The organism is Methylobacterium sp. D48H (assembly GCF_053345715.1).
In genome coordinates, this window is record NZ_JBKFAP010000001.1 from 687021 (window position 1) to 709161 (window position 22141).

Here is a 22141-nt window from a genome sequence, read left to right on the forward strand (position 1 = left end):
CGCCGGTCACAGGCCGAGCACGTCGGTCATGGTGTAGAGCCCCGGCGGCTTGGGATGCGCCCAGAGCGCGGCCTTGACGGCGCCCGTGGCGAACAGGCCCCGGTCGGCCGCGTGGTGACTGATCGTCAGGCTCTCGCCGGTGCCGGCGAAGATCACGCTGTGGTCGCCGACGACGCTGCCGCCCCGCAGGGTGGCGAAGCCGATATCGCCGGGCCGGCGGGCGCCGGTATGCCCGTCCCGGGTCGAGACCCGGACCGCCTTCAGGTCGACGCCGCGGCCGTCCGCGGCGGCCTCGCCGAGCATCAGCGCGGTACCGGAGGGGGCGTCCACCTTCATGCGGTGGTGCATCTCGGCGATCTCGATGTCGAACTCGTCGCCCAGGGCCTTGGCGACCCGCCGGACCAGGGCGGCCATCAGGTTGATGCCGAGCGACATGTTGCCCGACTGCACGATGCGGGCGTGGTACGAGGCCGCCTTCAGCTTGGCGAAATCGTCCTCCGAGAGGCCGGTCGTGCCGACGACGTGGACGATGCGCGCCTGGGCGGCGAGCTCGGCGAAGGCGACCGTGGCGGCCGGCGCGGTGAAGTCGAGGACGCCGTCGGCGCCCGCGAAGGCCGTGAGGGCGTCGTCGGTGACGGGAACGTCGAGGGGCGGCAGCCCGGCGAGGACGCCGGCGTCCTGGCCGAGCGCCGGCGAGCCGTCGCGCTCGATCGCCGCTGAGAGCGTGCAGCCCTCGGCCTGCGCCACCGCGCGGATCAGCATCCGCCCCATGCGCCCGTCGGCGCCGACCACCACGAGCCGCATCCCGTTCCCCAGCTTGCCGTCTCAGGCGGGCAGGAACGCGGCCGCGCCGGCCCCGCCCCTGCCCGCATCGCTGTCCGGGTCCCCGCTCCGCCGCGCGGGCGGCGGGAGCCCGGGCGCTCTCACTCCTTCTCGGGGGCGATCTGCTCGAGGCCGCCGATATGCTTCTGCGCGTAGAGCGGCAGGCCGATCTGCTTGATCAGCTCCAGCTGGGTCTCGAGGAAGTCGATGTGCCCCTCCTCGTCCTCGGCCAGATCCTCGAAGAGGCGCTTCGACACGCGGTCGTTGATCGAATCGCAGTACTTCGCGGCCTCGAGGTAGAGGCTGCGGGCCTCGTTCTCGGCGGCGAGATCGGATTCCAGGATCTCCTGGACGTTCTGGCCGATCCGCAGCGGGTCGAGCTCCTGCAGGTTCGGGAACCCGTCGAGGAACAGGATCCGGTCGATGAACCGGTCGGCGTGGTTCATCTCCTCGATCGATTCCTTGCGCCAGAACTTCGCCAGCTCGACGTAGCCCCAGTCATTGAGCATGCGGAAATGCAGCCAGTACTGGCTGACGGCCGTCAGCTCGCTGCGCAGGCCGCGATTCAGATACTCGATGACCTTGGTGTCGCCCTTCATGCCCCCGTACTCCTTACCGTGCTCTCAGGCGGGGGGTAGAAGCATCAGGCCGCGACTCCCTCATCCGCAGTTTGGAATTTCACCAAACTACAGGCGCTCGCGCAAGCCGTCGTGCAAGCATGGCTGCTCTCCGCCGCCGCGGCCTCGCCCAGCGCGGTCTGCATGATCGCGCGGATCGTGCGGGCACAGCGCCCGCATTTCGGGCTGCAGCCGAGGCAGGCGTAGACCTGCGCGGGCGTGCGCGGGCAGCCGGGTCCGGGGGCCAGGCAGCCGCGCACGGCGCCGTCCGATAAGACGTTACAAGAACAGACGATCATGCGCGCCGCAAATCCCGTCATCCCCGTGCCCGCCGCGGTCGTCGACGACCGTCCCGAGCACCCGCTCCAGTTTAGAAGAGTTGAAAAGTAGCAGGCTTTTCAATGTCTTACTGGTTGCGGTCGACATGGCACCGCGGGTCGCGCAGGTCAAGGGCGCGCGATCTGACTGCGCCCCAACTGTCAGGTCGGGCCGTCAGCGGGCGAGTTCGCGCAGGCCGAGCCGGATGAGCACTTTGGCCTCGGCGCCCTCCCCCGCACCCTTGAGCGCGGCCGCGATGGCGGCGGCGGCCTGGACCTGCGGGTAGCCGAGATTGACCAGGGCCGAGACGGCGTCCGCCACCGGCTGCGGGGCGGCGCCCTCCTCAACGGCGCCCGCGAGGGCGACCAGCGCGGGATCGACGGGCGCGAAGGCCGGGGCCTTGTCCTTGAGCTCGGCGGCGAGCCGGGCGGCGAGGCGCGGCCCGACGCCCGGGGCTCGGCTGATCGAGCCCTTGTCGCCGGTGGCGATGGCGCTCGCCAGCGCCTCGGGCTCCAGCACCGACAGAACGCCGAGCGCCACCCGCGCGCCGACGCCCTGGACGGTCTGGAGCAGGCGGAACCACTCGCGCTCGGCGTCCGAGCGGAAGCCGTAGAGGCGGATCATGTCCTCGCGGACGTGGGTCTCGATCGACAGCGCCGCGGGCTCGCCGACCTTGGGCATGCGCTGCAAAGTCCGCGCCGAGCAGTGAACGATGTAGCCGACCCCCGACACGTCGAGGATCACGAAATCCTCGCCGAACGAGTCCACGACGCCCTTGAGCTTGCCGATCATGCCACGCCTGCCGCTACCTCGGCTTGCCTACAGAACCGCGGCGGCCTTCGCCAGACGTGCTTGAGCGCGCAGGGAGATCATGAAATCACGGGCCCGCGCCGGCCGAGCTTGGCCGGTCACGGGGGGATGACATGCGCGCGCCACTTCTTGTCCTGATCGGCCTGCTCTGCGCCGGCCCGGCCCGGGCGGCGGACAACCCGGCGGCCCCGCCCGCACCGGTCGCGCCGAGCGCGGATCCGACGCAGGTCCGGCCCGGCAGCTACGTCCTCGATCCGGATCACGGCAAGGTCACGTGGTCGGTCTCGCATCTCGGCTACTCGACCTATTACGGCCAGTTCACCGGCCTGAGCGGCACGCTCCAGCTCGACCCGAAGGCGCCCGAGAAGAGCCGCCTCGAGGTGACCGTGCCGCTCGGCGGCGTCATCACCGGCAGCACCCGTCTGAACGAGCACCTCGCGGCCCCGGATTTCTTCGACACGGCCAAGTTCCCGTCCGCCACCTTCACCGCCACCAAGGTCGAGCCCACCAGCCCGACCACCGCGCGGATCACCGGCGACCTCAACCTGCGGGGGACGGTCCGGCCGTTCGCGATCGACGCCACCTTCAACCAGGCCGGCATCCACCCTGTGGACCAGCGCTACACCGTGGGCTTCGACGGGCGCGCGATCGTCAAGCGCTCTGATTTCGGCATCAACGCCTACCTGCCGCAGCTCGGCGACGAGGTGAGCCTGCGCATCGAGGGCGAGTTCAAGGCCGCGCCCTGACGGCCGGTCCGTCTGCCAACCGCGCGCCGACCGCGCGCCGACGCGGCGGGTGACGCCCCGTCGCCGGACGTGTAGTCAGCCGCCGTCGCGGCGTCGCGGCGAGGGGCGCACCCAAGGGAACGCGCGTCTCCCGGTCGGCGCCCCGCATCGTCGCGAAGGTGCGGGCGCGCCACCGCGCCGATCGATGCTTACCCTGGAGGTCTCAGCCGTGTGGCGTGTCGGTGTCCCCACCCTTGCCCTGACGCTAGCCCTGACGCTGAATCTCGCGGGGACGGCCGCCGCGCAGGTGCCCGCCGCGCCGGCCAATCCGGCCGCGCCGGCCTCGGCCCTCGACAATTACGCCTCGGCGGCGGCCACGACCATCATCGCCGAGCAGGCCTGCCCGGGCGTGCAGGTCCGGGCCGGCCAGCTGACGACGCTCCGCCTCGCGGCACGCGTCAATGCCGGGCAGGAGGCGATCCTGGAGGAGAAGCTGCGCACCCGCGCCACGCAGGTGCGCCAGCAGCTCGCCGCCGACGGCCGGGAGACGTGGTGCGCGCAGGCCCTCGCCGCCTTCGGCCCGGCGGGCAGCGTCGCGAAGGGCATCCTGGCGACCGGCGCGCCGATCCGGTGACACCGCCCGGCAGGCCGCCGCGGATTGACACGGCGCCGCCGCGCCCGTACTGACCCCGCATGGCGCGCGGCCTCAGCTGGGGTCCGCGCGTTTCGCGTTGTCCGGGCCGAACGCCCGTTCAATGACTTCAAACAAGAAGCCGGTCCAGGGGCAGCCGCCCCGGAGGCCGTTCGAGAACACGAGAGAACGATGTTCGCAGTCATCAAGACGGGCGGTAAGCAGTACCGCGTCGCCGCCAACGACACCATCACCATCGCCTCCCTGGCGGGCGAGGCCGGCGAGGCCGTGACCTTCGGCGAGGTCCTCCTGTTCGCCGACGGCGCGGGCGCGACCCAGGTCGGCGCCCCGACCCTGTCGGGCATCAGCGTCACGGGCGAGATCGTGCGCCACGGCCGCGACAAGAAGGTCATCGCCTTCAAGAAGCGCCGCCGGCAGAACTCCCGCCGCAAGCGCGGCCATCGCCAGGACCACACGGTCGTGCGCATCACCGGCATTTCGGCCTGACGCACGCCAGACGCTGGGCGCGTACGGTCCTGAGGGACCGATCCGCGACCGCATCCACGCCACTCAGAATTCGGAGCTCATCCCATGGCACACAAGAAGGCTGGCGGCTCGTCCCGCAACGGTCGCGACTCGGAAGGCCGGCGCCTCGGCGTCAAGAAGTTCGGCTCGGAGGCCGTTATTCCGGGCAACATCATCGTGCGTCAGCGCGGCACCAAATGGCATCCCGGCGCCAATGTCGGCATGGGTAAGGACCACACGATCTTCGCGCTGGTACCGGGCCATGTCCGCTTCGAGACGCGCCGCGGGCGCGCCTTCGTAGGTGTTACCCCGCTGGCCGAGGCCGCGGAATAAGAGGCGGGCGCCCTGAGTGGCGAAGCTGGCGTCCCGCCCGGTGTCCCACACCGGACCGGAGACGTCGTTGCCGAGCCCCTGACGGGCCAGGTCGGACGGAACACCGGGGAGGATGGGACGCCATCCTCCCCTTCGTCGTCTTGAGGCGGTGCCCCGGAGCCGGGAACGCCGCCCTGCGAGGGCACGATGTTCCCCGATCTGACCCGTGATGACGTTTTCCGGATCGAGACGCGGCGGCTGTGGCTGCGCTGGCCGACCGCCAAGGACAGGGACGCGATCCTGAAGCTGGCTGGCGACCCGTCGGTCGCCGCGATGCTGGCGCGGGTGCCGCACCCGCTCCCGGCCCCGGAGGTGGACGCGTTCCTACTGCAGGCGCGCTCGCGGAACGCCGCCGGTTCGGCGCTCACGCTCGCCCTCGCGCCCCGGGCGGCGCCGGGCAGCCTCATCGGTGTCGTCAGCATCGAGGGGCGGACCGACGGACCGCCGGAACTCGGCTACTGGCTCGGGCAGCCCTACTGGGGCAGCGGCCTGATGGCCGAGGCCGTGACGGCCCTGTGCCACGCGTTCTTCGCCTATACGGGCGGGACGGAACTCGCCGCCTCGGCCCGCACGGTCAACCCGGCGTCCCGGCGCGTGCTGGAGACCTGCGGCTTCGCGCAGGCCGGCAGCGCGATCCGGCCCTTCCCGGCGCGCGGCGCGGACCTTCCGGTCGATCTCTTCAGCCTCGACCGGCAGCGCTGGCAGACTCCGCCGTCGGAGCCGGCGATGACGCGGGCCGCCTGAGGCGGCCCCGCGGCGCCGGACTGGCCGGCGGCCGCCGACAGGGTGATGGTGCGGGTCGCGAATCCGCACCCGACAAAGGATTCAGGTCGTGAAGTTCCTCGACGAAGCCAAGGTCTATGTCCGCTCCGGTGATGGCGGTCCCGGCTGCGTCTCGTTCCGGCGCGAGAAGTTCATCGAGTTCGGTGGACCGAACGGCGGTGACGGCGGCCGCGGCGGCGACGTCTGGGTCGAGTGTGTCGAGGGTCTCAACACCCTGATCGACTACCGCTACCAGCAGCACTTCAAGGCCAAGAAGGGCGAGCACGGCATGGGCTCGAACTGCCACGGCGCCAACGGCGCCGACACAGTCCTGAAGGTCCCGGCCGGCACGCAGATCTTCTCCGAGGACGGCGAGACGTTGCTCGCCGACCTGACCGAGGTCGGCCAGAAGATCCGCCTCGCCAAGGGCGGCAACGGCGGCTTCGGCAACGCCTACTTCACGACCTCCACGAACCGGGCCCCGAAACACGCCAATCCCGGCCTGGAAGGCCAGGAGATGTGGATCTGGCTGCGGCTCAAGCTGATCGCTGATGCCGGACTCGTCGGGCTCCCGAATGCCGGCAAGTCGACCTTCCTGGCGAGCGTCACCGCGGCGAAGCCGAAGATCGCCGACTACCCGTTCACGACCCTGCATCCCGGCCTCGGCGTGGTTCGCTCGGACGGGCGCGAGTTCGTGCTCGCCGACATCCCGGGCCTGATCGAGGGCGCCCACGAAGGCGTCGGCCTCGGCGACAAGTTCCTCGCCCATGTCGAGCGCTGCCGGGTGCTGCTGCACCTCGTGGACGGCACGAGCGAGCATGCGGGCAAGACCTACAAGCTGGTTCGCGGCGAGATCGAGGCCTACGGCAACGGCCTCGCGGAGAAGCCCGAGGTCGTGGCGCTCTCGAAGGCCGACGCGCTCGACGCCGACACGCTCAAGAGCCAGGTGGCCAAGCTGAAGCGCGCCGCCGGGCGCGCGCCACTTGTCCTGTCCTCGGCGAGCCGCAAGGGCGTCCCCGAGGCGCTGCGCGCGCTGCAGGCCGAGATCGATGCCAGCGCCGAGGCAGAGCGGAAGCCGGCGGCCGCCTGGCAGCCGTAGCCCTCGACCGACTGTTCAAAGGGCGGGTCTTGGTTCACACCCGCCCCGAACGCGCCGTCCCGCAAGAATCATGATCCCTGCCCTCGAAGAATTCCGCCGCGTGGTCATCAAGGTCGGCTCAGCCCTGCTGGTCGACCGCAGTGCCGGCCGCCTCCGCCACGCTTGGCTCGCCGCGCTGGCCGAGGACATCGCGGAGCTGCACGGGCGCGGCGTCGACGTTCTGGTCGTGTCCTCGGGCAGCATCGCCCTCGGCCGGACGGTGCTGGGCCTGCCGCCCGGCGTCCTGCGCCTGGAGGAGAGCCAGGGCGCGGCCTCGGTGGGGCAGATCACGCTGGCGCGCCACTGGGCCGAGGCGCTGGGCCATCACGGCATCGTCGCCGGCCAGATCCTCGTGACGCCGCAGGATACCGAGGAGCGCCGCCGCTACCTCAACGCCCGCGCCACCGTGCTGAAACTCCTGGAGATGCGCGCGGTGCCGGTCGTGAACGAGAACGACACGGTGGCGACCTCGGAGATCCGCTACGGCGACAACGACCGGCTCGCCGCCCGGGTCGCCACCATGATCGACGCCGACGTGCTGGTGCTGTTCTCGGACATCGACGGCCTCTACACGGCGCCGCCCCAGAGCGATCCGGAGGCCCGCCACCTCGCCGTGGTCGACCGGATCACTCCCGAGATCGAGGCGATGGCCGGCGGCCCGGCCTCCGAGCTGTCGCGGGGCGGCATGCGCACCAAGGTCGAGGCCGCCAAGATCGCGGCCTCGGGCGGCACGCACCTGGTCATCGCGGACGGGCGCGGGAAGAACCCGCTGAAGGCCGTGCGGGACGGCGCGCGCTGCACGTGGTTCCTCTCGGGGTCCACGCCCACGGCCGCCCGGAAGACCTGGATCGCCGGCTCGCTGGAGCCGCGCGGCACCCTGACGATCGACGCGGGCGCCGAGCAGGCGCTCCGGAGCGGGGCCAGCCTGCTTCCCGTGGGCGTGCGGGCGATCGAGGGCAGCTTCTCCCGCGGCGACGCCGTGATGATCCGCGATCCTGAGGGCCGGATCCTCGGCCGCGGTCTGGTGGCCTATGACAGCGCCGAGGCCGCGCTGATCATCGGTCATCCGAGCGCGCGCATTCCGGAACTGCTCAATTATCCCGGTCGCGCCTGGATGGTGCACCGCGATGACTTGGCACTATTCTAGAAATCGTCGACACAAGCTAATCTATTTACAATTTTTGTCTCGATGATCGCCACCGTTCCCGGCCCGGCACTCTTGTCGAGACGGCGTTCGATGTGCAAATACGGCGCTCTCCCCCCGTCCGGGCCGCGCGCGCGGCCGTCGACAACCGAGGACGCCAGCGTGCCCGTCCTGAACCTGAGATCGGACTTCGCCGAGGCCGGCGCCCTTCCGGAGCAGATGGCGGCGATCGGCCGCCGCGCCCGGGCGGCGGCGCGGCGCATGGCGCTGGCCTCGGCGCGGACGAAGGACGTCGCGCTCAAGCTGATCGCCGAGCGGATCCGCGCGAGCCGCGACGAGATCCTGGGCGAGAACGCCCGGGACGTGGCCGCCGCCCGGAGCGCGGGCCAGACCGCCGCGCTGATCGACCGTCTCACGCTCGACCCCGGGCGCCTCGCGGCCATCGCGGACGCGGTCGAGAAGGTCGGGTCGCTCGCCGACCCGGTCGGGCGCCAGCTCGCCGCGATCGAGCGGCCGAACGGCCTGCTGATCGAGCGCATCGCGGTGCCGCTCGGCGTCGTCGGCGTCATCTTCGAGGCGCGCCCCAACGTGACGGCGGATGCCGGCGCGCTCTGCCTCAAGGCCGGCAACGCGGCGATCCTCCGGGCCGGCTCGGACAGCCATCGCAGCGCAATGGCGATCGCGAAGGCGATGAGCCGCGGGCTCGCCGATGCGGGCCTGCCGGAGGACGCGATCCAGCTGGTGCCCACCCGCGACCGCGCCGCGGTCGGGCTGATGCTCGCGGGCCTCGACGGCTGCGTCGACGTGATCGTCCCGCGCGGCGGCCGCGGCCTCGTGGAGCGCGTCCAGGCCGAGGCGCGCGTGCCGGTCTTCGCCCATCTCGACGGTATCAACCACGTCTACGTCGCCGCGGCGGCGGACCTCGACATGGCCCGCACCGTGCTGCTCAACAGCAAGATGCGCCGCACCAGCGTCTGCGGCGCCGCCGAGACCCTGCTGGTCGACCGCGCCTGCGCGGCGACGCATCTCGCGCCGCTGGTCCAGGCCCTGCTCGACGCCGGCTGCGCCGTCCGGGGCGATGCCGCGACCCGCGCGGTCGATCCCCGGGTGACGGACGCTTCCGAGCAGGACTGGCACACCGAGTACCTCGACGCGATCATCGCGGTGCGGGTGGTGGACGGGATCGAGGCCGCCATCGAGCACATTGAGACCTACGGCTCGCATCACACCGACGCGATCATCACCGACAACGACGCCGAGGCGACCCGTTTCCTGGCCGAGGTCGACTCGGCGATCGTCACCCACAACGCCTCCACGCAGTTCGCCGACGGCGGCGAGTTCGGCTTCGGGGCCGAGATCGGCATCGCCACGGGGCGGATGCACGCGCGCGGGCCGGTGGGCGTCGAGCAGCTGACCACGTTCAAGTACCGGGTCCACGGCAGCGGCCAGATCCGTCCGTGACGCGCACTGACGGTTCGGCGTGCGGCTGACCCTGCCGCCGAGCGCTCCCGGCATGCGGATCGGCCTCTACGGCGGATCCTTCAATCCCGCCCATCTGGGCCACCGGCACGTGACGCTCGCGGCCCTGCGTCGGCTCGGGCTCGACCGGGTCTGGTGGCTGGTGAGCCCGGGAAACCCGCTCAAGAGCCGGAGCGCCCTGCCCACCGTCGCGGCGCGGTGCGCCCAGGCGCGCGGGGTCGCCCGGCACCCGCGGATCGCCGTGACCGGGATCGAGGCCGCGCTCGGCGTCCGCTTCACCGTGCAGACGCTGCGCTTCCTCACGCGCCGGTGCCCGGGCGTTCACTTCGTCTGGGTCATGGGAGCCGATTCCCTCGGGACCTTCCATCGCTGGAAGGGCTTCGCCGAGATCGCCCGCCTCGTGCCGATCGCCGTCATCGACCGGCCCGGCTTCACCATGACGCCGCTGAATGCCCGCGCGGCACGGCGCCTCGCCGGTGCCCGGGTCCCCGAGGCGGCGGCGTCGACGCTCGCGCTGCGGTCGCCGCCGGCCTGGATGTTCCTGCACGGGCCGCGCTCGACCCTGTCGTCCACGCAGATCCGCGCGCGCACGGGTCGGGGGACGGCGCCGCCGAAGCCTGCGCGGTTGCAATCGCGGCCCGATACCGCCAATTTCACCTGATCCCGCAAGGCCCGACGTCGCCGTGCGGCAGAACGAGGAACCAGGACTCTGCCCGAAACCAGTCACACGGAGACGATCCGAACCCCCGTCCAGGCCCCGGTCGAAGCCGGTCAGGCGCGCTCGGACGACCTAAAGGCGCTCGCCCTCGAATGCCTCGACGACATGAAGGCCGAGGAGACGATCGCGATCGATCTGGCCGGCAAGACCTCGCTCGCCGACACGATGATCATCACGTCGGGTCGCTCGCAGCGTCACGTCGGCTCGATCGCCGACAAGATCATCCAGGAGATGAAGAATCGTGGCTACGGCAACGCCCGGGTCGAGGGCATGCCGGCCTGCGACTGGGTGCTGATCGACGCCGGCGACGTGCTGGTGCACATCTTCCGCCCCGAGGTCCGCGGCTTCTACAACCTCGAGAAGATGTGGGGCGCCGACCGCCCCGTCGGGATCGCGGCCGGCTAGGCCGGATCCGAATCCGTGCGCCTGGTCCTGGCCGCGGTCGGACGGCTGAAAGCCGGGCCGGAGCGCGAACTCGCGTCACGATATCGCGACCGCGCCGCGCAGCTCGGACGCGGCCTCGGCTTCCCGTCCTGCGACAGCGTCGAGATCCCGGAATCCCGCGCCCGTCGCGCCCCGGACCGGTGCGTCGAGGAGGCGGCGGCGCTCGCGACCCATCTGCCCGCGGGCGGTGTCCTCGTCGCCTATGACGAGCGCGGTCGGGCCGATCTCGCCAGCGAGGCCATGGCCGAGCGCGTCGCCGCCTGGCGCGACGCGGCACGGCCGGCCCTGGTCGTGGTGATCGGCGGCCCGGACGGGCTGGACGCCTCAATTCGGACGCGCGCGGAGCTGATCCTGTCGTTCGGGGCCGCCACCCTGCCCCACGGACTCGTTCGCGTGCTCGCCGTCGAACAACTCTATCGCAGCCTCACCATCCTGGCCGGTCACCCGTACCATCGCGGTGAGGCGGGCTGAGCGGCCGTGAGGATGTCCGAGCCCGAGTCGAAGCCTGTGTCGCGGCGCGCGCGCGCGGCACTCGCCCTGCTGGCCGCGCTGTCGATCACTGTCGCCGCGCGCGCCGAGACCCCGAAGCCCACGGATCCCGAGGCGATCCAGCGGGCCAACGAGGAGCGGGAGCGCCGGGCCGAGAACCTGAAGCGCGTGCAGGACGCCCTCGCCGCCAGCGCCGGACAGCGCGCGCAGTTCGAGGCGGAGATCGCGGCGATCGGGTCCGACCGCGCGAAGCTCGACACCGCCCTCCTCGACGCGAATCGACAGGCGCAGGCGACAGAAGACCGCCTCAGCCGCCTGGAGGAGCGCCTGAAGGCGATGAGCGAGAGCGAGGCCGCGATCCGGCACTCGCTGCAGGGTCGGCGCGGCATCGTCGCCGAGATCCTGGCGGCGCTCCAGCGGATGGGCCGCCGCCCGCCGCCGGCGGTGCTGGTGAGCCCCGAGGACGTGCTGGCCGCGATCCGGACCTCGATGCTGCTCGGTGCCGTGGTGCCGGAACTGCGCGGCGAGGTGGACACGCTCGCGGCCGATCTCGCGGAAATGATCAGGCTGCGCGGTTTGATCGCGCAGGACAAGGAAGGCCTCTCGAACGACCTTGCCGGCTGGGCGCGCGAGCAGCAGCGCCTGCAGGCCCTGGTCGCCGCCCGGCGCGCGCGGCAGGCGGAGGTGGAGAGCGGCCTCACGGCCGAGCGGCGCCGCGCCACCGAGCTCGGCGCGCAGGCCAAGAACCTGAAGGACCTGCTCGACCGCACGGAAGCCGAGGTCGCCGCGGCGAAGCGCTCCGCCGAGGAGGCCAAGGCCGCCGCGGAGCGCGAGGTGCGCATCACGCAAGAGCGGTTCGCCGCGGCCGGCTTCCGCGATCCGGCGCGGCTCGCCCCCAAGGTGCATTTCGCCGAGGCGCGGGGCGAAGTGCCGCGGCCGGTGAGCGGACGCGTCGCACGAGGCTTCAACCAGCCCGACGGCAACGGCGGGACGACCCGCGGCGTGTCGTTCACGACCCGCCCGAAGGCGTCGGTCTCGTCCCCGGCCGACGGCTGGGTGCAGTTCGCCGGGCCGTTTCGGTCCTATGGCCAACTCTTGATCATCAACGCGGGCGACGGCTACTATCTTCTGCTCGCGGGGATGGACCAGATCAGCGTCGAGGTCGGTCAGTTCGTGCTCGCGGGCGAACCGGTCGGCAGCATGGGCGACAGGGGTGCGGGTCCCGGCGGGTCCGAGGGTGATCCCACGCTCTACGTCGAGTTCAAGAAGGACGGCGGCTCCATCGATCCGGAGCCGTGGTGGGCGAAGAGCCCGAATAATACGGTACTTGGCGAGAAGGTTCGCGGCTGATGCGCAAGACTTCCCTGATCATGCTCGGCGCCTTCCTCGGTGCCGGAACGTCCATGGTGGCGACCCAGACCGACTTCCTGTCGGGTCCGCGGGCCGTGGCCGCCTCGGCCGAGACCTACCGCCAGCTCAGCCTGTTCGGCGACGTCTTCGAGAAGGTCCGCACCGACTACGTCGAGAAGCCGGACGAGTCGAAGATGATCGAGGCGGCCGTCAACGGCATGCTGACGTCGCTCGACCCGCACTCGAGCTACATGGACGCCAAGGCGTTCCGCGACATGCAGACCACCACCCGCGGCGAGTTCGGCGGCCTCGGCATCGAGGTCACGATGGAGGACGGCCTGATCAAGGTCGTCACGCCGATCGACGACACCCCGGCGGCGAAGGCGGGCCTGCTTGCGAACGACATCATCACGCAGATCGATGACGACCAGGTCCAGGGCCTCACTCTGAACCAGGCGGTCGACAAGATGCGCGGCCCGGTCAACTCGAGCGTCAAGCTCAAGATCAGCCGCAAGGAGTCGAAGGACCCGATCGACGTCACGCTCACCCGCGACGTGATCAAGATCAAGCCGGTGCGCTCGAAGATCGAGGGCGGCGACGTTGCCTACATCCGCCTGACCCAGTTCAACGAGCAAACCTTCGACGGGATGCGGGCCGCCATCGACAAGCTCACGGGCGAGATCGGTGCCGACAAGATCAAGGGCTACATCGTCGACCTGCGCAACAACCCGGGCGGGCTGCTCGATCAGGCCGTGATGGTCTCCGACGCCTTCCTCGATCGCGGCGAGATCGTCTCGACCCGCGGCCGCAACCCAGACGAGACGCAGCGGTTCTCGGCCAAGGCCGGCGATCTGACCAAGGGCAAGCCCATAGTGGTGCTGGTCAACGGCGGTTCCGCCTCGGCCTCCGAGATCGTGGCCGGCGCCCTTCAGGATCACAAGCGCGCGACCATCATGGGCACGCGCTCCTTCGGCAAGGGCTCGGTCCAGTCGATCATCCCCCTCGGCGGCTCCGGCGCCCTCCGGCTCACCACGGCGCGCTACTACACGCCGTCGGGCCGCTCGATCCAGGCCAAGGGCATCGAGCCGGACGTCGAGGTCACGCAGGACGTGCCGGACGAGCTCAAGGGCAAGGACGAGACCAAGGGTGAGGCCGGGCTGAAGGGCCACCTGAAGCAGAAGGACACCGACGAGCGCGGCGGATCCTCCGCCTACGTCCCGCCGGATCCGGCCAAGGACAAGCAGCTGATCTCGGCCGTCGACTTCCTCCACGGCATCCAGAAGGGCGCCGCCAACGGCACGCCCGCGCAGCAGCAGAAGCCGAGCCTGCCGAACTGATCGCGCGCTAAGGCCGCGCCGCTCTGACCCGATCCCGTCCGGCCTCCCGCCGGGCGGGATTTCCCGTTCTGGGACCGGGCATTAGCGGAACCTTAACCATACCCGGCCGCAATGGATGCGAGGGTTGGGACCGCGCCGACCGGCGCAGGAACCGCGATCCCGTATCGAGAGCCGCTTGACCGAGTCCACCGACGATATCCTCACGCGCCCCCTCGGGGTGCCGGAGGCGGCGCCGGAGCAGCCCGCAGGCCGGATCGGACGGCTGATCGCGGCTGCCCGCAGGCCCCGGGTCGCGGCCGCGGCGCTCGCGGCCGGCTTCGCGGTGGCGGCCGGCCTCGTGCTCGCGCTGGGCGACCCCCACGGCGGTGAGCCCCGCGTGCAGGTGGCGATCGCGATGCGCGAACCCGCGGCCCGTCCGGCCGCACAGGCCCCAGTCGCCCAGCAGCCCCAGGTCATCACCACGGCGCCGGGAACGGCGCCCCTCCAGCGCAGCGCCGAGGAGGTCGAGACCGCGTCCGGCGTGACGGTCGTGCGCCCGGCCGGCAGCGGGCCGAGCGAGGCGGTGGTGATCCGCGTGCCGCCGCCGAGCGCCCCCCGTCTCGCCCAGGCTCCCGACCCGCGGATCAGCGAGGCGGGCCGCCACGGTCTCATGCCGAAGCTCGGCGAAGGCCGCATCCGCGCCCTCGACGTCTACGCCCGGACCGAGGAGGCCGGCAGCGGGCCGCGCATCGCGATCGTGGTGACCGGTCTCGGCGTCGGTCAGACCGCGACCGCGGGCGCCACCGCGCGCCTGCCCGCCGCCGTGAGCCTCGCCTTCCTGCCCTACGGGGGCGAGGCCGAGCGCGCCGCGGCGCGCGCGCGGGATGCCGGCCACGAGATCTTCCTGCAACTCCCGATGGAACCCTTCGACTATCCCGACAGCGATCCGGGTCCGCAGACGCTGCTGACCGCGCTGCGGGGACCGGAGAACGCGGACCGCCTCGCCTGGGCGATGAGCCGCTTCCCGGGCTACGTCGGCGCGGTGAACTTCATGGGCTCCAAGCTGATGGCCGACGCGGCTTTCGAGCCGGTCCTGCGCGAGATCGGCGCCCGCGGTCTCGGGTTCCTCGATGACGGCACGGCCCCGAAACCCGCGGCGGCGCCCGCCAACAAGGGCAAGACGCCGGTGGCCCGTGCCGAGATCGTATTGGACGCCACGCCGCGCGCCGACGCGATCGACGCCGCGCTCGCCCAGGCCGAGGCCCGGGCCCGCGCCAACGGCTTCGCCCTGGTCTCGGCGACCGGGACACCGCTGAGCATCGATCGGATCGCCCGCTGGGCGAAGGAGATCGACTCGCGCGGGCTGCGCCTCGTGCCGGCGAGCGTGGCGCTGCGGGGCGCCCGCGACAAGCGGGTCTCGACTGCCGATTGAGCGTGTCCGTGTCCAAAGTCAGCGCAAGTAGATCCGGCGCCTTCCGGGCCGGTGAAGACTTGGTCGACGTTGCCGCCTCGCCTCCCCCTGACCTATGGTCGCCGCGATGGTAACGGATTCCGACCCGGGCATCGCCCTGCCCTACCGCCCCTGCGTGGGCATCGCCCTGATCGCGCCGTCCGGCGGCGTCTTCGTCGGGCGTCGCAGAAAGGATGCCGGTCCCGAGCACGTCGACGGTCCGCACATGTGGCAGATGCCGCAGGGCGGCATCGATCCCGGCGAGGACGCGGAGGCCGCCGCCCGCCGCGAGCTCTACGAGGAAACCAACGTTCCGCCCGAGGCCGTGAAGCTCCTGGCCGAAATTCCGGGCTGGCTCCCCTACGATCTGCCGCCGGCGGTGATGAAGCAGGCTTGGAAGGGCCGCTACCGCGGACAGACGCAGAAATGGTTCGCCTACGGCTTCGTCGGCAGCGAGGATCTGATCGACGTGCTCCGGCCCGGCGGCGGCGCCCACAAGGCGGAGTTCGACGCCTGGCGGTGGGCGCGATTTTCCGAGCTTCCGGACCTGATCGTTCCCTTCAAGCGGCCGGTCTACGAGCGCGTCGTGGCCGCCTTCGCCGGCCTCGATCGATGGGCGGCGCGGTCATGACCGCGCGGACGGGGCGCTGAGGCCGTGCGCTGGCTCGCGGTCCCGGTCGCCCTCGCCCTGGCGTGGCTCGCCTTCACGATGAGCCCGCTCTGGTCGCTCTACGACCTGGCGCAGGCGGTGCGCCGGCACGATGCCGCCTATGTCGAGAGCCACGTGAACTTCCGGACGCTGCGCCTGTCACTCGTCCGGCAGATCACCGCCGCGATGCGCGCGGCGTCCGAGACCGATCCCGACCTCGAGCCCCGCGACCGCCAGCGTCTCAACGACGCCGCCTACGGCCTCGCCCTGGCGCTCGCCGAGACGATGGTGACGCCGGAGACGGTGATGGACCTGCTGGCCAACGGCTGGCCCGACAAGCTCGACCTCGAGCGCCCGGCCGGCACACGGCCGGAGGGGCTGGTCATCCGCGGCCTCGGGCGGCTCATGCCGTACTACGCGGCCCTGGAGATGCGCGGCTTCCGCGCGGTCGTGATCCCGATCCCGCCGGAAGGGTCACGCGCCGAGCGCACGCGGATCCGGCTGCGGCTGCGCGGCCTGAGCTGGCGCCTGGTGGATATCGAGATGGCGGAGATGCTGCGCGCGCAGATCGCCGCCAAGCTCAGCCGCGCCCTGGCACGCGCCAAGATCGGAGCCAGTGCCGGCGAGGAGCGCTGAGGCGGCGCGGCGGCCCGGACGGCGAGGCGCTATTTCGCCTTCGGCCCGCCCGGCGCGTTCTTGGGCTCGCCCGCCGCGGCCTTGGGCTCGCGCGCCTCGATCAGGTCCTCGGCCTTCTCCTCGTCGGTGTCGCCGCTCTGCTCGATGGTCTTGCCTGGATTAGCCAGCAGGGAGCGCACGATCCCCAGCAGGACCTCGCACTCGCCGGGGAACTTGTAGCTCTCGAGGACGATCGCGGCGTCGCGCAGGGTCCGCAGATCGCGCACCAGCTGGGCGTTGGCGTCCTCACGCAGCTCGCTCTTCTTGGCGATCGCCTCCTCGATCTGCGCACCCTTCACGTCGCAGGCGGCCCGGGCCGGCGATGCGGCGACCGCGGCGGCGAGGGCGAGGCCGATTGCGGGAAGAGAGCGCCACATGGCGGGTATCCTCGAAGATCCAGTTCAGAACGTGTGAACGGGCGCGGTGCGCAGGACGTCCTGCGTCAGCGCCACGAGCTGGCTCGGGCGGTACGGCTTCGGCACGAATACCGAGCCCGGAACGGCCTCGCAGCCTGCCAGGGAAGCCCGCCCCCCGGAGGTGTAGACGACCGGGAGGTCGGGCGAGATCTGGCGGGCGCAACGGGCCAGCGAAAGGCCGTCCGTGTTGCGGGCCAGATCGATATCGGTGAAGAGCAGGTCGACGCTCTCCCGGGCCAGGATCGCCTCGGCTTCCCAGGCATCCGCGGCGGTGAGCACCCGGTAGCCCTCTTCGAGGAGCGCCTCGGCGGCCAGCTCGCACACGGTCGGCTCATCCTCGACGACCAGGATCGTGGCGGCGCCCCGGTCCGGAACGGGCAGGGTCGGGCAGACGAACGCGGCGGCGAACGGAACCATGACGCAACTCCCACTCACCCGGCGGGGGCACGGTGTTCCCGAGCCGGATCGCTGGGGCAACGACCCCTTCCGACGCGGCGTTCACCGTGTTTGCATCGAATTGCTCGGGTTTGGTGAGCGGCGCGTTAACCGCGGCCCGTCACCCCTGAACGAAGGCGTCCGAATGGTTAACAGAGCGTTACCGATCTGCGACCGCGGGGCCGAACCGTGAACCGCCCGGCTCAGTTGGGTGTCGGCCTGCTCCTTACCGGTATGGCCGGCTACGTCGACGCCCTCGGCTTCGTACGGCTCGGCGGCCTCTACACATCCTTCATGAGCGGCAACACCACGCAGCTCGCCGTTCTCGGCGCCCAGGTCGAGCTGCACCACATGATACTCCCGGCGATCCTGATCCTGGCGTTCCTGACGGGATCGGTCCTCGGGAGCGGGCTGGCGATCCTGGTGCCGCCGCGCTGGGCGACGCCGGCGGTCCTCGCCTACGAGTCGCTCCTGATCCTCGCCGGTCTGGGGCTCGGACTCCAGTCGCCCGAACTCGGCGTCGCGGCCTTCTTCGTCGCCTTGGCGATGGGATCCCAGAACGCGGTCCTGGCGCAGGTGAAGGGCTTCCGGGCCGGCACCACCTTCGTCACCGGCGCGCTGTTCAGCCTGGGCCAGAAGATCGCGCAGGCCCTGACCCGCACCGGAGATCCGCTCGGCTGGCTCGGCGACGCCTCCGTCTGGATCTCGCTGCTGTTCGGCGCCTACCTGGGCGCGCGGGCCTACGAGCAATTCGGTCTCTACGCGCTGATCGCCCCGGCGGCGATCTCGGGTGGCCTGGCGTTGATTACCGCGATCCTGGTCTTGCGCACCGCGCCGCCGGCCGCAAATGTCCCCCCGACATGAGCAGCCCCGTCAGCAACCCGTCCCTCACCAGTCACGTCGCCGCGCTGGAGCCCGGCGAGCACGTGCTCGCCGCGCATTTCCTGAAGGACGTGCCGGCCCTGGCGCTCAGCGACGGCACGGTCGCGCTGGTGCGGGAGGACGGGATCACCCGCGTCACCGCCCATCCCGACAGCGGGATCCTCGTCGCGGCCGGCGGAGTCGACCGGCTGCTCACCGGGGGCGACGACGGCCGCGTGGTGGCGATCCGCGCCGACGGCGCGATGGAGCAGCTCGGCCTCGCCAAGGGCGGCGCCTGGACCGACGCGCTCGCCGCCCATCCCGACGGCGCGGTGGCGTGGTCGGCCGGCCGGACCGTCGTGGCCCGCGACGCGAAGGGCCGCGAGAAGACCTTCGAGGCGCCGTCCTCCGCCCGCGGCCTCGTCTTCGCGCCCAAGGGCTACCGGCTCGGCGTCGCCCACTACAACGGCGTGAGCCTCTGGTATCCCAATCTGGAGACGCCGGCCGAGGTGATCACCTGGAAGGGCTCGCATATCGACGTTACGTGGTCGCCGGACGGGCGCTTCGTGGTGTCGACCATGCAGGAGAACAGCCTGCACGGCTGGCGCCTCCAGCCGGATCGCGGGCACATGCGGATGTCGGGCTATCCCGGCAAGGTCCGCTCGATGTCGTGGTCGTTCGACGGGAACTGGCTCGCCACCAGCGGGGCCGAGGCGGCGATCGTGTGGCCCTTCGATTCCAAGGAAGGTCCGACCGGCAAGGCCCCGCGGGAATGCGGCGTCCGCCCGGCCCGTGTCTCCCGCGTGGCGTTCCACCCGAAGGCGCCGGTCCTGGCCATGGGCTACGAGGACGGCTGCATCCTGCTCGTCCGCTTCACCGACGCGGCCGAGTTGCTGGTGCGACCGGCCGTCCAGGGGAGCGGCGTCACGGCGCTCGGCTGGGACGCGCGCGGCGGCCGCCTGCTGTTCGGCTGCGCCGACGGCAAGGCCGGCCTCCTCACGCTGCCGGGCTGAGACGCCGGGTCAGGGGTCGTCGCACCCGCGGCTGGAACCACCGCCCCGCGCATGCTCTTTGTCGGGGGTCGATTCCCCCGTCGGAGGCCAGGCATGTTTCGCGTGTTCCGCACCTTCGGCCTCGCCCTCGGCCTGCTCGGAGGCGTGGTCGCCGCGCAGGCCCCGGAATTCGCGCAGCAATACGCGCAGCGCCTTGGGGGGGCCGCGGACGAGCTGCGTCGGCAGGTGGCGGTCCTCGAATCCGACGCGCAGGCGTCCGGGACGACGCGCGAGGGCGCCGTCGACCGGCTGCGCGCCAACCCGGACCAGCTCGTCGCCCGCCGCGGCGAGGCCGCGCGGGCCGACATCGCCCGTCTCGCCCGCCTCAGCGCCCAGCAGCAGGCCCTGAGTGCGGCGACGAGCCCACTCGGGCGCGTGGTGGCGATGCTCCGCGATCCCGACGTGCCGGTGGCCGAGGCCGCCTATCACGACTTCAGGCCGGCTGTGCCCACGAACGCCGACGGCTTGGCCGCGGGTCTGATCGGATTCTTCGTCGCGTGGGGCGGCTGGCGCGTCGCGTCGGATGTCGGCCGGCGGGCCGCACGCCGGCGCCCGCGGGAGACCGCGACCGTCGCCTGAGCGCCGTTCGCGCGGGCCAGACTGTGGCGCAACGTCTACAGCAGCTTGCGCGAGCCTTGCGTATCGAGCAGGGATCCGGCCGTCCCGGTCCGGGAGAAGGCGCAAGATGCCGCGCGCGTCGAACTCCACCACCATCGATCCGGCGCTCGACGCCGCCGCGCTGCTGCGGCGTATCGGCTTCTTCGGCCTCTTCGTGGTTCTCCCCGTCCTCGCGCAGGTCGCCCGCCGCGCCTCGGTGATCCTCGCGCCGATCGCCGTGATCCTCCTGATCATCGCCAGCGTCATCGACCGGCGCCAGCGTCCGGTCCGCCCGGCGACCTACCGCCTCCTAACGGCTCCGGCCTTCCTGGCCGGCATGCTGGTCGTGCTGTGGTCGGCCCTGTCGCTGACCTGGACCCCCTTCCTCGGGCCGGCGCTGGAGCGGCTGGCCAATCTCGGCGCGACCATCGGACTCGCCCTCCTGGGTTACCTCGCCCTCCCCGACAGGATGCGCTCGGCGAACCTCTACCTCCTGCCGCTCGGCGTCGTGGCGGGCGCGATCGTGGCGATCATGCTCGGGCTGTTCGGCGCCCACATCGCGCCGCCCGGCGTCGAGGATGACGGGGCCCTCGATCGCGGTCTCGTCCTGCTCATCCTGCTGCTCTGGCCGGCGCTGGCGTGGCTGCGATCCCGCCGCCGCGACCGGGAGGCGCTGGGCCTCGCGCTGCTCGTCGCCCTGGCGCTCACGGTCCAGCCTGACGGGACACAGATCGCCGCCCTGTCGGTCGGCGCCGTCGCCTTCGCGGTGACGAGCTACCGGCCGCGGCTCGGGGTGACGCTCACCGCTCTCCTCTCGGCCGCCCTGCTGGCGGCGGCACCGCTGCTGCCCTTCCTGGCGCGGCCGGTCGGAGCTGCGCTCCTGGGCCCGGTCGCCCCCGCGGTGCTGTCACTGAAGAGCTGGCAGAAGGTCGTCACCTCCGATCCGGTGCGGCTGATCACCGGGCACGGCTTCGAGACGGCCCTGCGCGGACGCCTGGTCGGCCTCCTGCCGGCCAACGCACCGACCACGGCGCTCTTCGAGTTCTGGTACGAGCTCGGCATCGTCGGCGCGCTGGCAGCCGCCTTCGCCCTCTACGCCTCGATCCGGCGGGCCGGCCGGGACGGCCCGGCCCTCGTTCCCGGCGCGATGGGCTGCTTCGCCGCCGCCTTCACGGTGGCCTGCCTGAGCGTCGGGCTGACTGCCGTCTGGTGGCTCACGACGGTCGCCATCGCGATCGTGGTCTTCGTCGCGGTGGAGCGCGGCCAGTTCCGGACCAGCCGGCCGAAGGTCGCCAAGCTGCATCGCATGCAGACGCGGCGCGAGTGAGCGGTCAGGCGCGCAGGAAACCGTGCAGGCGGATCCAGGCCAGAAACAGGCCCGGCCAGGCCGCCACGGGTGTCCCGGGCGCGCCGAGCCCGAAGCCGTGGCCGCCGCGCTCGAACAGGTGCAGCTCGGCCGGCACCCGCGCCTTGCGCAGCGCCGAGAACATCAGCAGCGGATGATCGGCCACGGCGACGGGGTCGTCGATCGCCTGGACCAGGAAGGTCGGCGGCGTCTCCGGCCCGACCTGCAGATCCACCGAGTAGGTCTTCATCTCGTCGGGGGTGACCTCGTCGCCGACCAGGATGCGGCGGGTCGCGGTCCGGTCGAACGGCTTGCGCATGGTGATGACGGGGTAGATCAGACCGGCCAGCACCGGCCGGGTCGGCTGGGCGTCGGCGGTGTCGACGCCCGCGTACAGGTCCCGGGCGCTCCCGACGGCGGTCTCGCCCATCAGGTGGCCGCCCGCCGAGAAGCCGAGGACGCCGACCCGCGCGGGATCGATGCCGAACTCAGCGCCGCGCGCCCGGACCAGCCGGAGGGCGCGCTGCGCGTCCTGCCGCGGCGCGTCCGGCCCCGAGCCCCAACCCTCCGCGGGCAGGCGGTAGACGAGGAGGAAGACCGTGATGCCGGCGGCGTTCAGGACGCGGCCGACCGGGACGCCCTCGTTGCCGAGGGCGATGAACTCGTAGCCGCCGCCCGCCGCGACGATCATCGCGGCGCCGTTCGGGTTGGCCGGACGCATGACCAGCAGACAGGGCCGCGCGACCCGGGTGATGTCGCCGAAGGTCCCCTCGACGTAGCGGTAGCCGTCCGGGTTCGGCCCGTCACCGCCGCCCGGCGGCGCGCCGGGCCACAGCTCGATCACCTGCAGATCCGCGCCGGGCAGCAAGCGCGGCAGAGCCCGGATCGACTCGTGCGGCGCGGGCTGCGGTGCCGTCTCCGCCGGCCCTTCCGCCCGGGCGTTGCGCAGCCCGAGGACGCTTCCGAGACCGGCGAGCAGGAGACGGCGGTCGAGGCGCAAA

General features: G+C 71.9%; 27 protein-coding genes. 20 read left to right on the forward strand and 7 right to left on the reverse strand.

Annotated features, from left to right (window positions below):
• Window positions 1–6 precede the first annotated feature (6 nt).
• The 4 genes from dapB to ruvA all read right to left on the reverse strand — a co-directional run bounded on the left by dapB (window position 7) and on the right by ruvA (window position 2549).
• Window positions 7–804: a 4-hydroxy-tetrahydrodipicolinate reductase gene (gene dapB / locus ACLBX8_RS03395; RefSeq protein WP_447697917.1), complete on the reverse strand. Its 798-nt coding sequence runs from the start codon at window positions 802–804 to the stop codon at window positions 7–9.
• Between the two features lie 119 nt (window positions 805–923).
• Complete coding sequence (bfr, locus tag ACLBX8_RS03400) at window positions 924–1421, reverse strand: bacterioferritin (RefSeq protein WP_012317139.1); 498 nt, start codon at window positions 1419–1421, stop codon at window positions 924–926.
• A 44-nt stretch (window positions 1422–1465) separates the two neighbouring features.
• Window positions 1466–1738 carry a (2Fe-2S)-binding protein gene (locus ACLBX8_RS03405; protein WP_083916283.1) on the reverse strand — a complete coding sequence of 91 codons (273 nt, stop codon included), beginning with the start codon at window positions 1736–1738 and terminating at the stop codon, window positions 1466–1468.
• A gap of 193 nt (window positions 1739–1931) precedes the next feature.
• Entirely contained in the window at window positions 1932–2549 is a 618-nt protein-coding gene (gene ruvA, locus ACLBX8_RS03410; RefSeq protein WP_020091486.1) for a Holliday junction branch migration protein RuvA, read from the reverse strand.
• 131 nt (window positions 2550–2680) lie between these two features.
• Here ruvA and ACLBX8_RS03415 point away from each other — a divergent pair, with 131 nt between their 5' ends.
• The 16 genes from ACLBX8_RS03415 (at window position 2681) to ACLBX8_RS03490 (ending at window position 16395) form a co-directional block, all read left to right on the forward strand.
• A complete protein-coding gene (locus ACLBX8_RS03415) occupies window positions 2681–3313 on the forward strand; it encodes a YceI family protein (protein ID WP_447697918.1) in 633 nt (210 codons plus the stop codon).
• Window positions 3314–3521: 208 nt separating this feature from the next.
• Window positions 3522–3926, forward strand: a complete 405-nt coding sequence (locus ACLBX8_RS03420; RefSeq protein ID WP_447697919.1) for a hypothetical protein — start codon at window positions 3522–3524, stop codon at window positions 3924–3926.
• A gap of 189 nt (window positions 3927–4115) precedes the next feature.
• The gene (gene rplU, locus ACLBX8_RS03425; protein ID WP_010683509.1) at window positions 4116–4430 is read left to right on the forward strand and encodes a 50S ribosomal protein L21; all 315 of its coding nucleotides are present in this window, start codon (window positions 4116–4118) and stop codon (window positions 4428–4430) included.
• Between the two features lie 84 nt (window positions 4431–4514).
• Window positions 4515–4781, forward strand: coding sequence for a 50S ribosomal protein L27 (rpmA, locus tag ACLBX8_RS03430; RefSeq protein ID WP_012317134.1), 267 nt, complete (start codon window positions 4515–4517; stop codon window positions 4779–4781).
• A 186-nt stretch (window positions 4782–4967) separates the two neighbouring features.
• Window positions 4968–5564, forward strand: a complete 597-nt coding sequence (locus tag ACLBX8_RS03435) for a GNAT family N-acetyltransferase (RefSeq protein ID WP_447697920.1) — start codon at window positions 4968–4970, stop codon at window positions 5562–5564.
• Window positions 5565–5652: 88 nt separating this feature from the next.
• The gene (obgE, locus tag ACLBX8_RS03440) at window positions 5653–6681 is read left to right on the forward strand and encodes a GTPase ObgE (RefSeq protein WP_447697921.1); all 1029 of its coding nucleotides are present in this window, start codon (window positions 5653–5655) and stop codon (window positions 6679–6681) included.
• 70 nt (window positions 6682–6751) lie between these two features.
• The gene (gene proB, locus ACLBX8_RS03445; RefSeq protein ID WP_100250928.1) at window positions 6752–7867 is read left to right on the forward strand and encodes a glutamate 5-kinase; all 1116 of its coding nucleotides are present in this window, start codon (window positions 6752–6754) and stop codon (window positions 7865–7867) included.
• A 159-nt stretch (window positions 7868–8026) separates the two neighbouring features.
• A complete protein-coding gene (locus ACLBX8_RS03450; protein ID WP_447697922.1) occupies window positions 8027–9325 on the forward strand; it encodes a glutamate-5-semialdehyde dehydrogenase in 1299 nt (432 codons plus the stop codon).
• Between the two features lie 19 nt (window positions 9326–9344).
• Window positions 9345–10004 carry a nicotinate-nucleotide adenylyltransferase gene (locus tag ACLBX8_RS03455; protein WP_447697923.1) on the forward strand — a complete coding sequence of 220 codons (660 nt, stop codon included), beginning with the start codon at window positions 9345–9347 and terminating at the stop codon, window positions 10002–10004.
• A 75-nt stretch (window positions 10005–10079) separates the two neighbouring features.
• On the forward strand, window positions 10080–10466 hold the full coding sequence (gene rsfS / locus ACLBX8_RS03460; protein WP_081636441.1) for a ribosome silencing factor: 387 nt from the start codon (window positions 10080–10082) through the stop codon (window positions 10464–10466).
• A gap of 15 nt (window positions 10467–10481) precedes the next feature.
• Window positions 10482–10976, forward strand: coding sequence for a 23S rRNA (pseudouridine(1915)-N(3))-methyltransferase RlmH (gene rlmH, locus ACLBX8_RS03465; protein WP_447714616.1), 495 nt, complete (start codon window positions 10482–10484; stop codon window positions 10974–10976).
• Window positions 10977–10988: 12 nt separating this feature from the next.
• Window positions 10989–12344, forward strand: coding sequence for a murein hydrolase activator EnvC family protein (locus tag ACLBX8_RS03470; RefSeq protein ID WP_447697924.1), 1356 nt, complete (start codon window positions 10989–10991; stop codon window positions 12342–12344).
• Window positions 12344–13681, forward strand: a complete 1338-nt coding sequence (locus tag ACLBX8_RS03475) for a S41 family peptidase (RefSeq protein WP_020091475.1) — start codon at window positions 12344–12346, stop codon at window positions 13679–13681. The genes ACLBX8_RS03470 and ACLBX8_RS03475 overlap by 1 nt, the downstream gene beginning before the upstream one ends.
• A gap of 175 nt (window positions 13682–13856) precedes the next feature.
• Complete coding sequence (locus ACLBX8_RS03480) at window positions 13857–15092, forward strand: divergent polysaccharide deacetylase family protein (protein ID WP_447714617.1); 1236 nt, start codon at window positions 13857–13859, stop codon at window positions 15090–15092.
• 94 nt (window positions 15093–15186) lie between these two features.
• The gene (locus ACLBX8_RS03485) at window positions 15187–15741 is read left to right on the forward strand and encodes an RNA pyrophosphohydrolase (protein WP_447697926.1); all 555 of its coding nucleotides are present in this window, start codon (window positions 15187–15189) and stop codon (window positions 15739–15741) included.
• A 24-nt stretch (window positions 15742–15765) separates the two neighbouring features.
• Complete coding sequence (locus ACLBX8_RS03490) at window positions 15766–16395, forward strand: DUF2939 domain-containing protein (protein ID WP_020091472.1); 630 nt, start codon at window positions 15766–15768, stop codon at window positions 16393–16395.
• Between the two features lie 29 nt (window positions 16396–16424).
• Here ACLBX8_RS03490 and ACLBX8_RS03495 read toward each other — a convergent pair whose 3' ends face one another.
• Complete coding sequence (locus tag ACLBX8_RS03495; RefSeq protein ID WP_447697927.1) at window positions 16425–16811, reverse strand: photosystem reaction center subunit H; 387 nt, start codon at window positions 16809–16811, stop codon at window positions 16425–16427.
• Between the two features lie 24 nt (window positions 16812–16835).
• Window positions 16836–17267 (reverse strand): response regulator, encoded by a 432-nt coding sequence (locus tag ACLBX8_RS03500; protein WP_447697928.1) that lies wholly within the window; start codon window positions 17265–17267, stop codon window positions 16836–16838.
• Window positions 17268–17474: 207 nt separating this feature from the next.
• On the opposite strand from ACLBX8_RS03500, the gene ACLBX8_RS03505 reads away from it, so the two are divergent.
• From ACLBX8_RS03505 to ACLBX8_RS03520, 4 genes are all read left to right on the forward strand, one after another.
• On the forward strand, window positions 17475–18149 hold the full coding sequence (locus ACLBX8_RS03505) for a YoaK family protein (RefSeq protein ID WP_447697929.1): 675 nt from the start codon (window positions 17475–17477) through the stop codon (window positions 18147–18149).
• The gene (locus ACLBX8_RS03510) at window positions 18146–19159 is read left to right on the forward strand and encodes a WD40 repeat domain-containing protein (protein ID WP_447697930.1); all 1014 of its coding nucleotides are present in this window, start codon (window positions 18146–18148) and stop codon (window positions 19157–19159) included. The genes ACLBX8_RS03505 and ACLBX8_RS03510 overlap by 4 nt, the downstream gene beginning before the upstream one ends.
• 93 nt (window positions 19160–19252) lie before the next feature.
• Window positions 19253–19777: a DUF2937 family protein gene (locus tag ACLBX8_RS03515; RefSeq protein ID WP_447714618.1), complete on the forward strand. Its 525-nt coding sequence runs from the start codon at window positions 19253–19255 to the stop codon at window positions 19775–19777.
• Between the two features lie 106 nt (window positions 19778–19883).
• Window positions 19884–21122, forward strand: coding sequence for a peptide ABC transporter permease (locus ACLBX8_RS03520; RefSeq protein WP_447697932.1), 1239 nt, complete (start codon window positions 19884–19886; stop codon window positions 21120–21122).
• A gap of 4 nt (window positions 21123–21126) precedes the next feature.
• Here ACLBX8_RS03520 and ACLBX8_RS03525 read toward each other — a convergent pair whose 3' ends face one another.
• Window positions 21127–22140, reverse strand: a complete 1014-nt coding sequence (locus tag ACLBX8_RS03525; RefSeq protein ID WP_447714619.1) for an alpha/beta hydrolase — start codon at window positions 22138–22140, stop codon at window positions 21127–21129.
• Window position 22141: the final 1 nt, after the last annotated feature.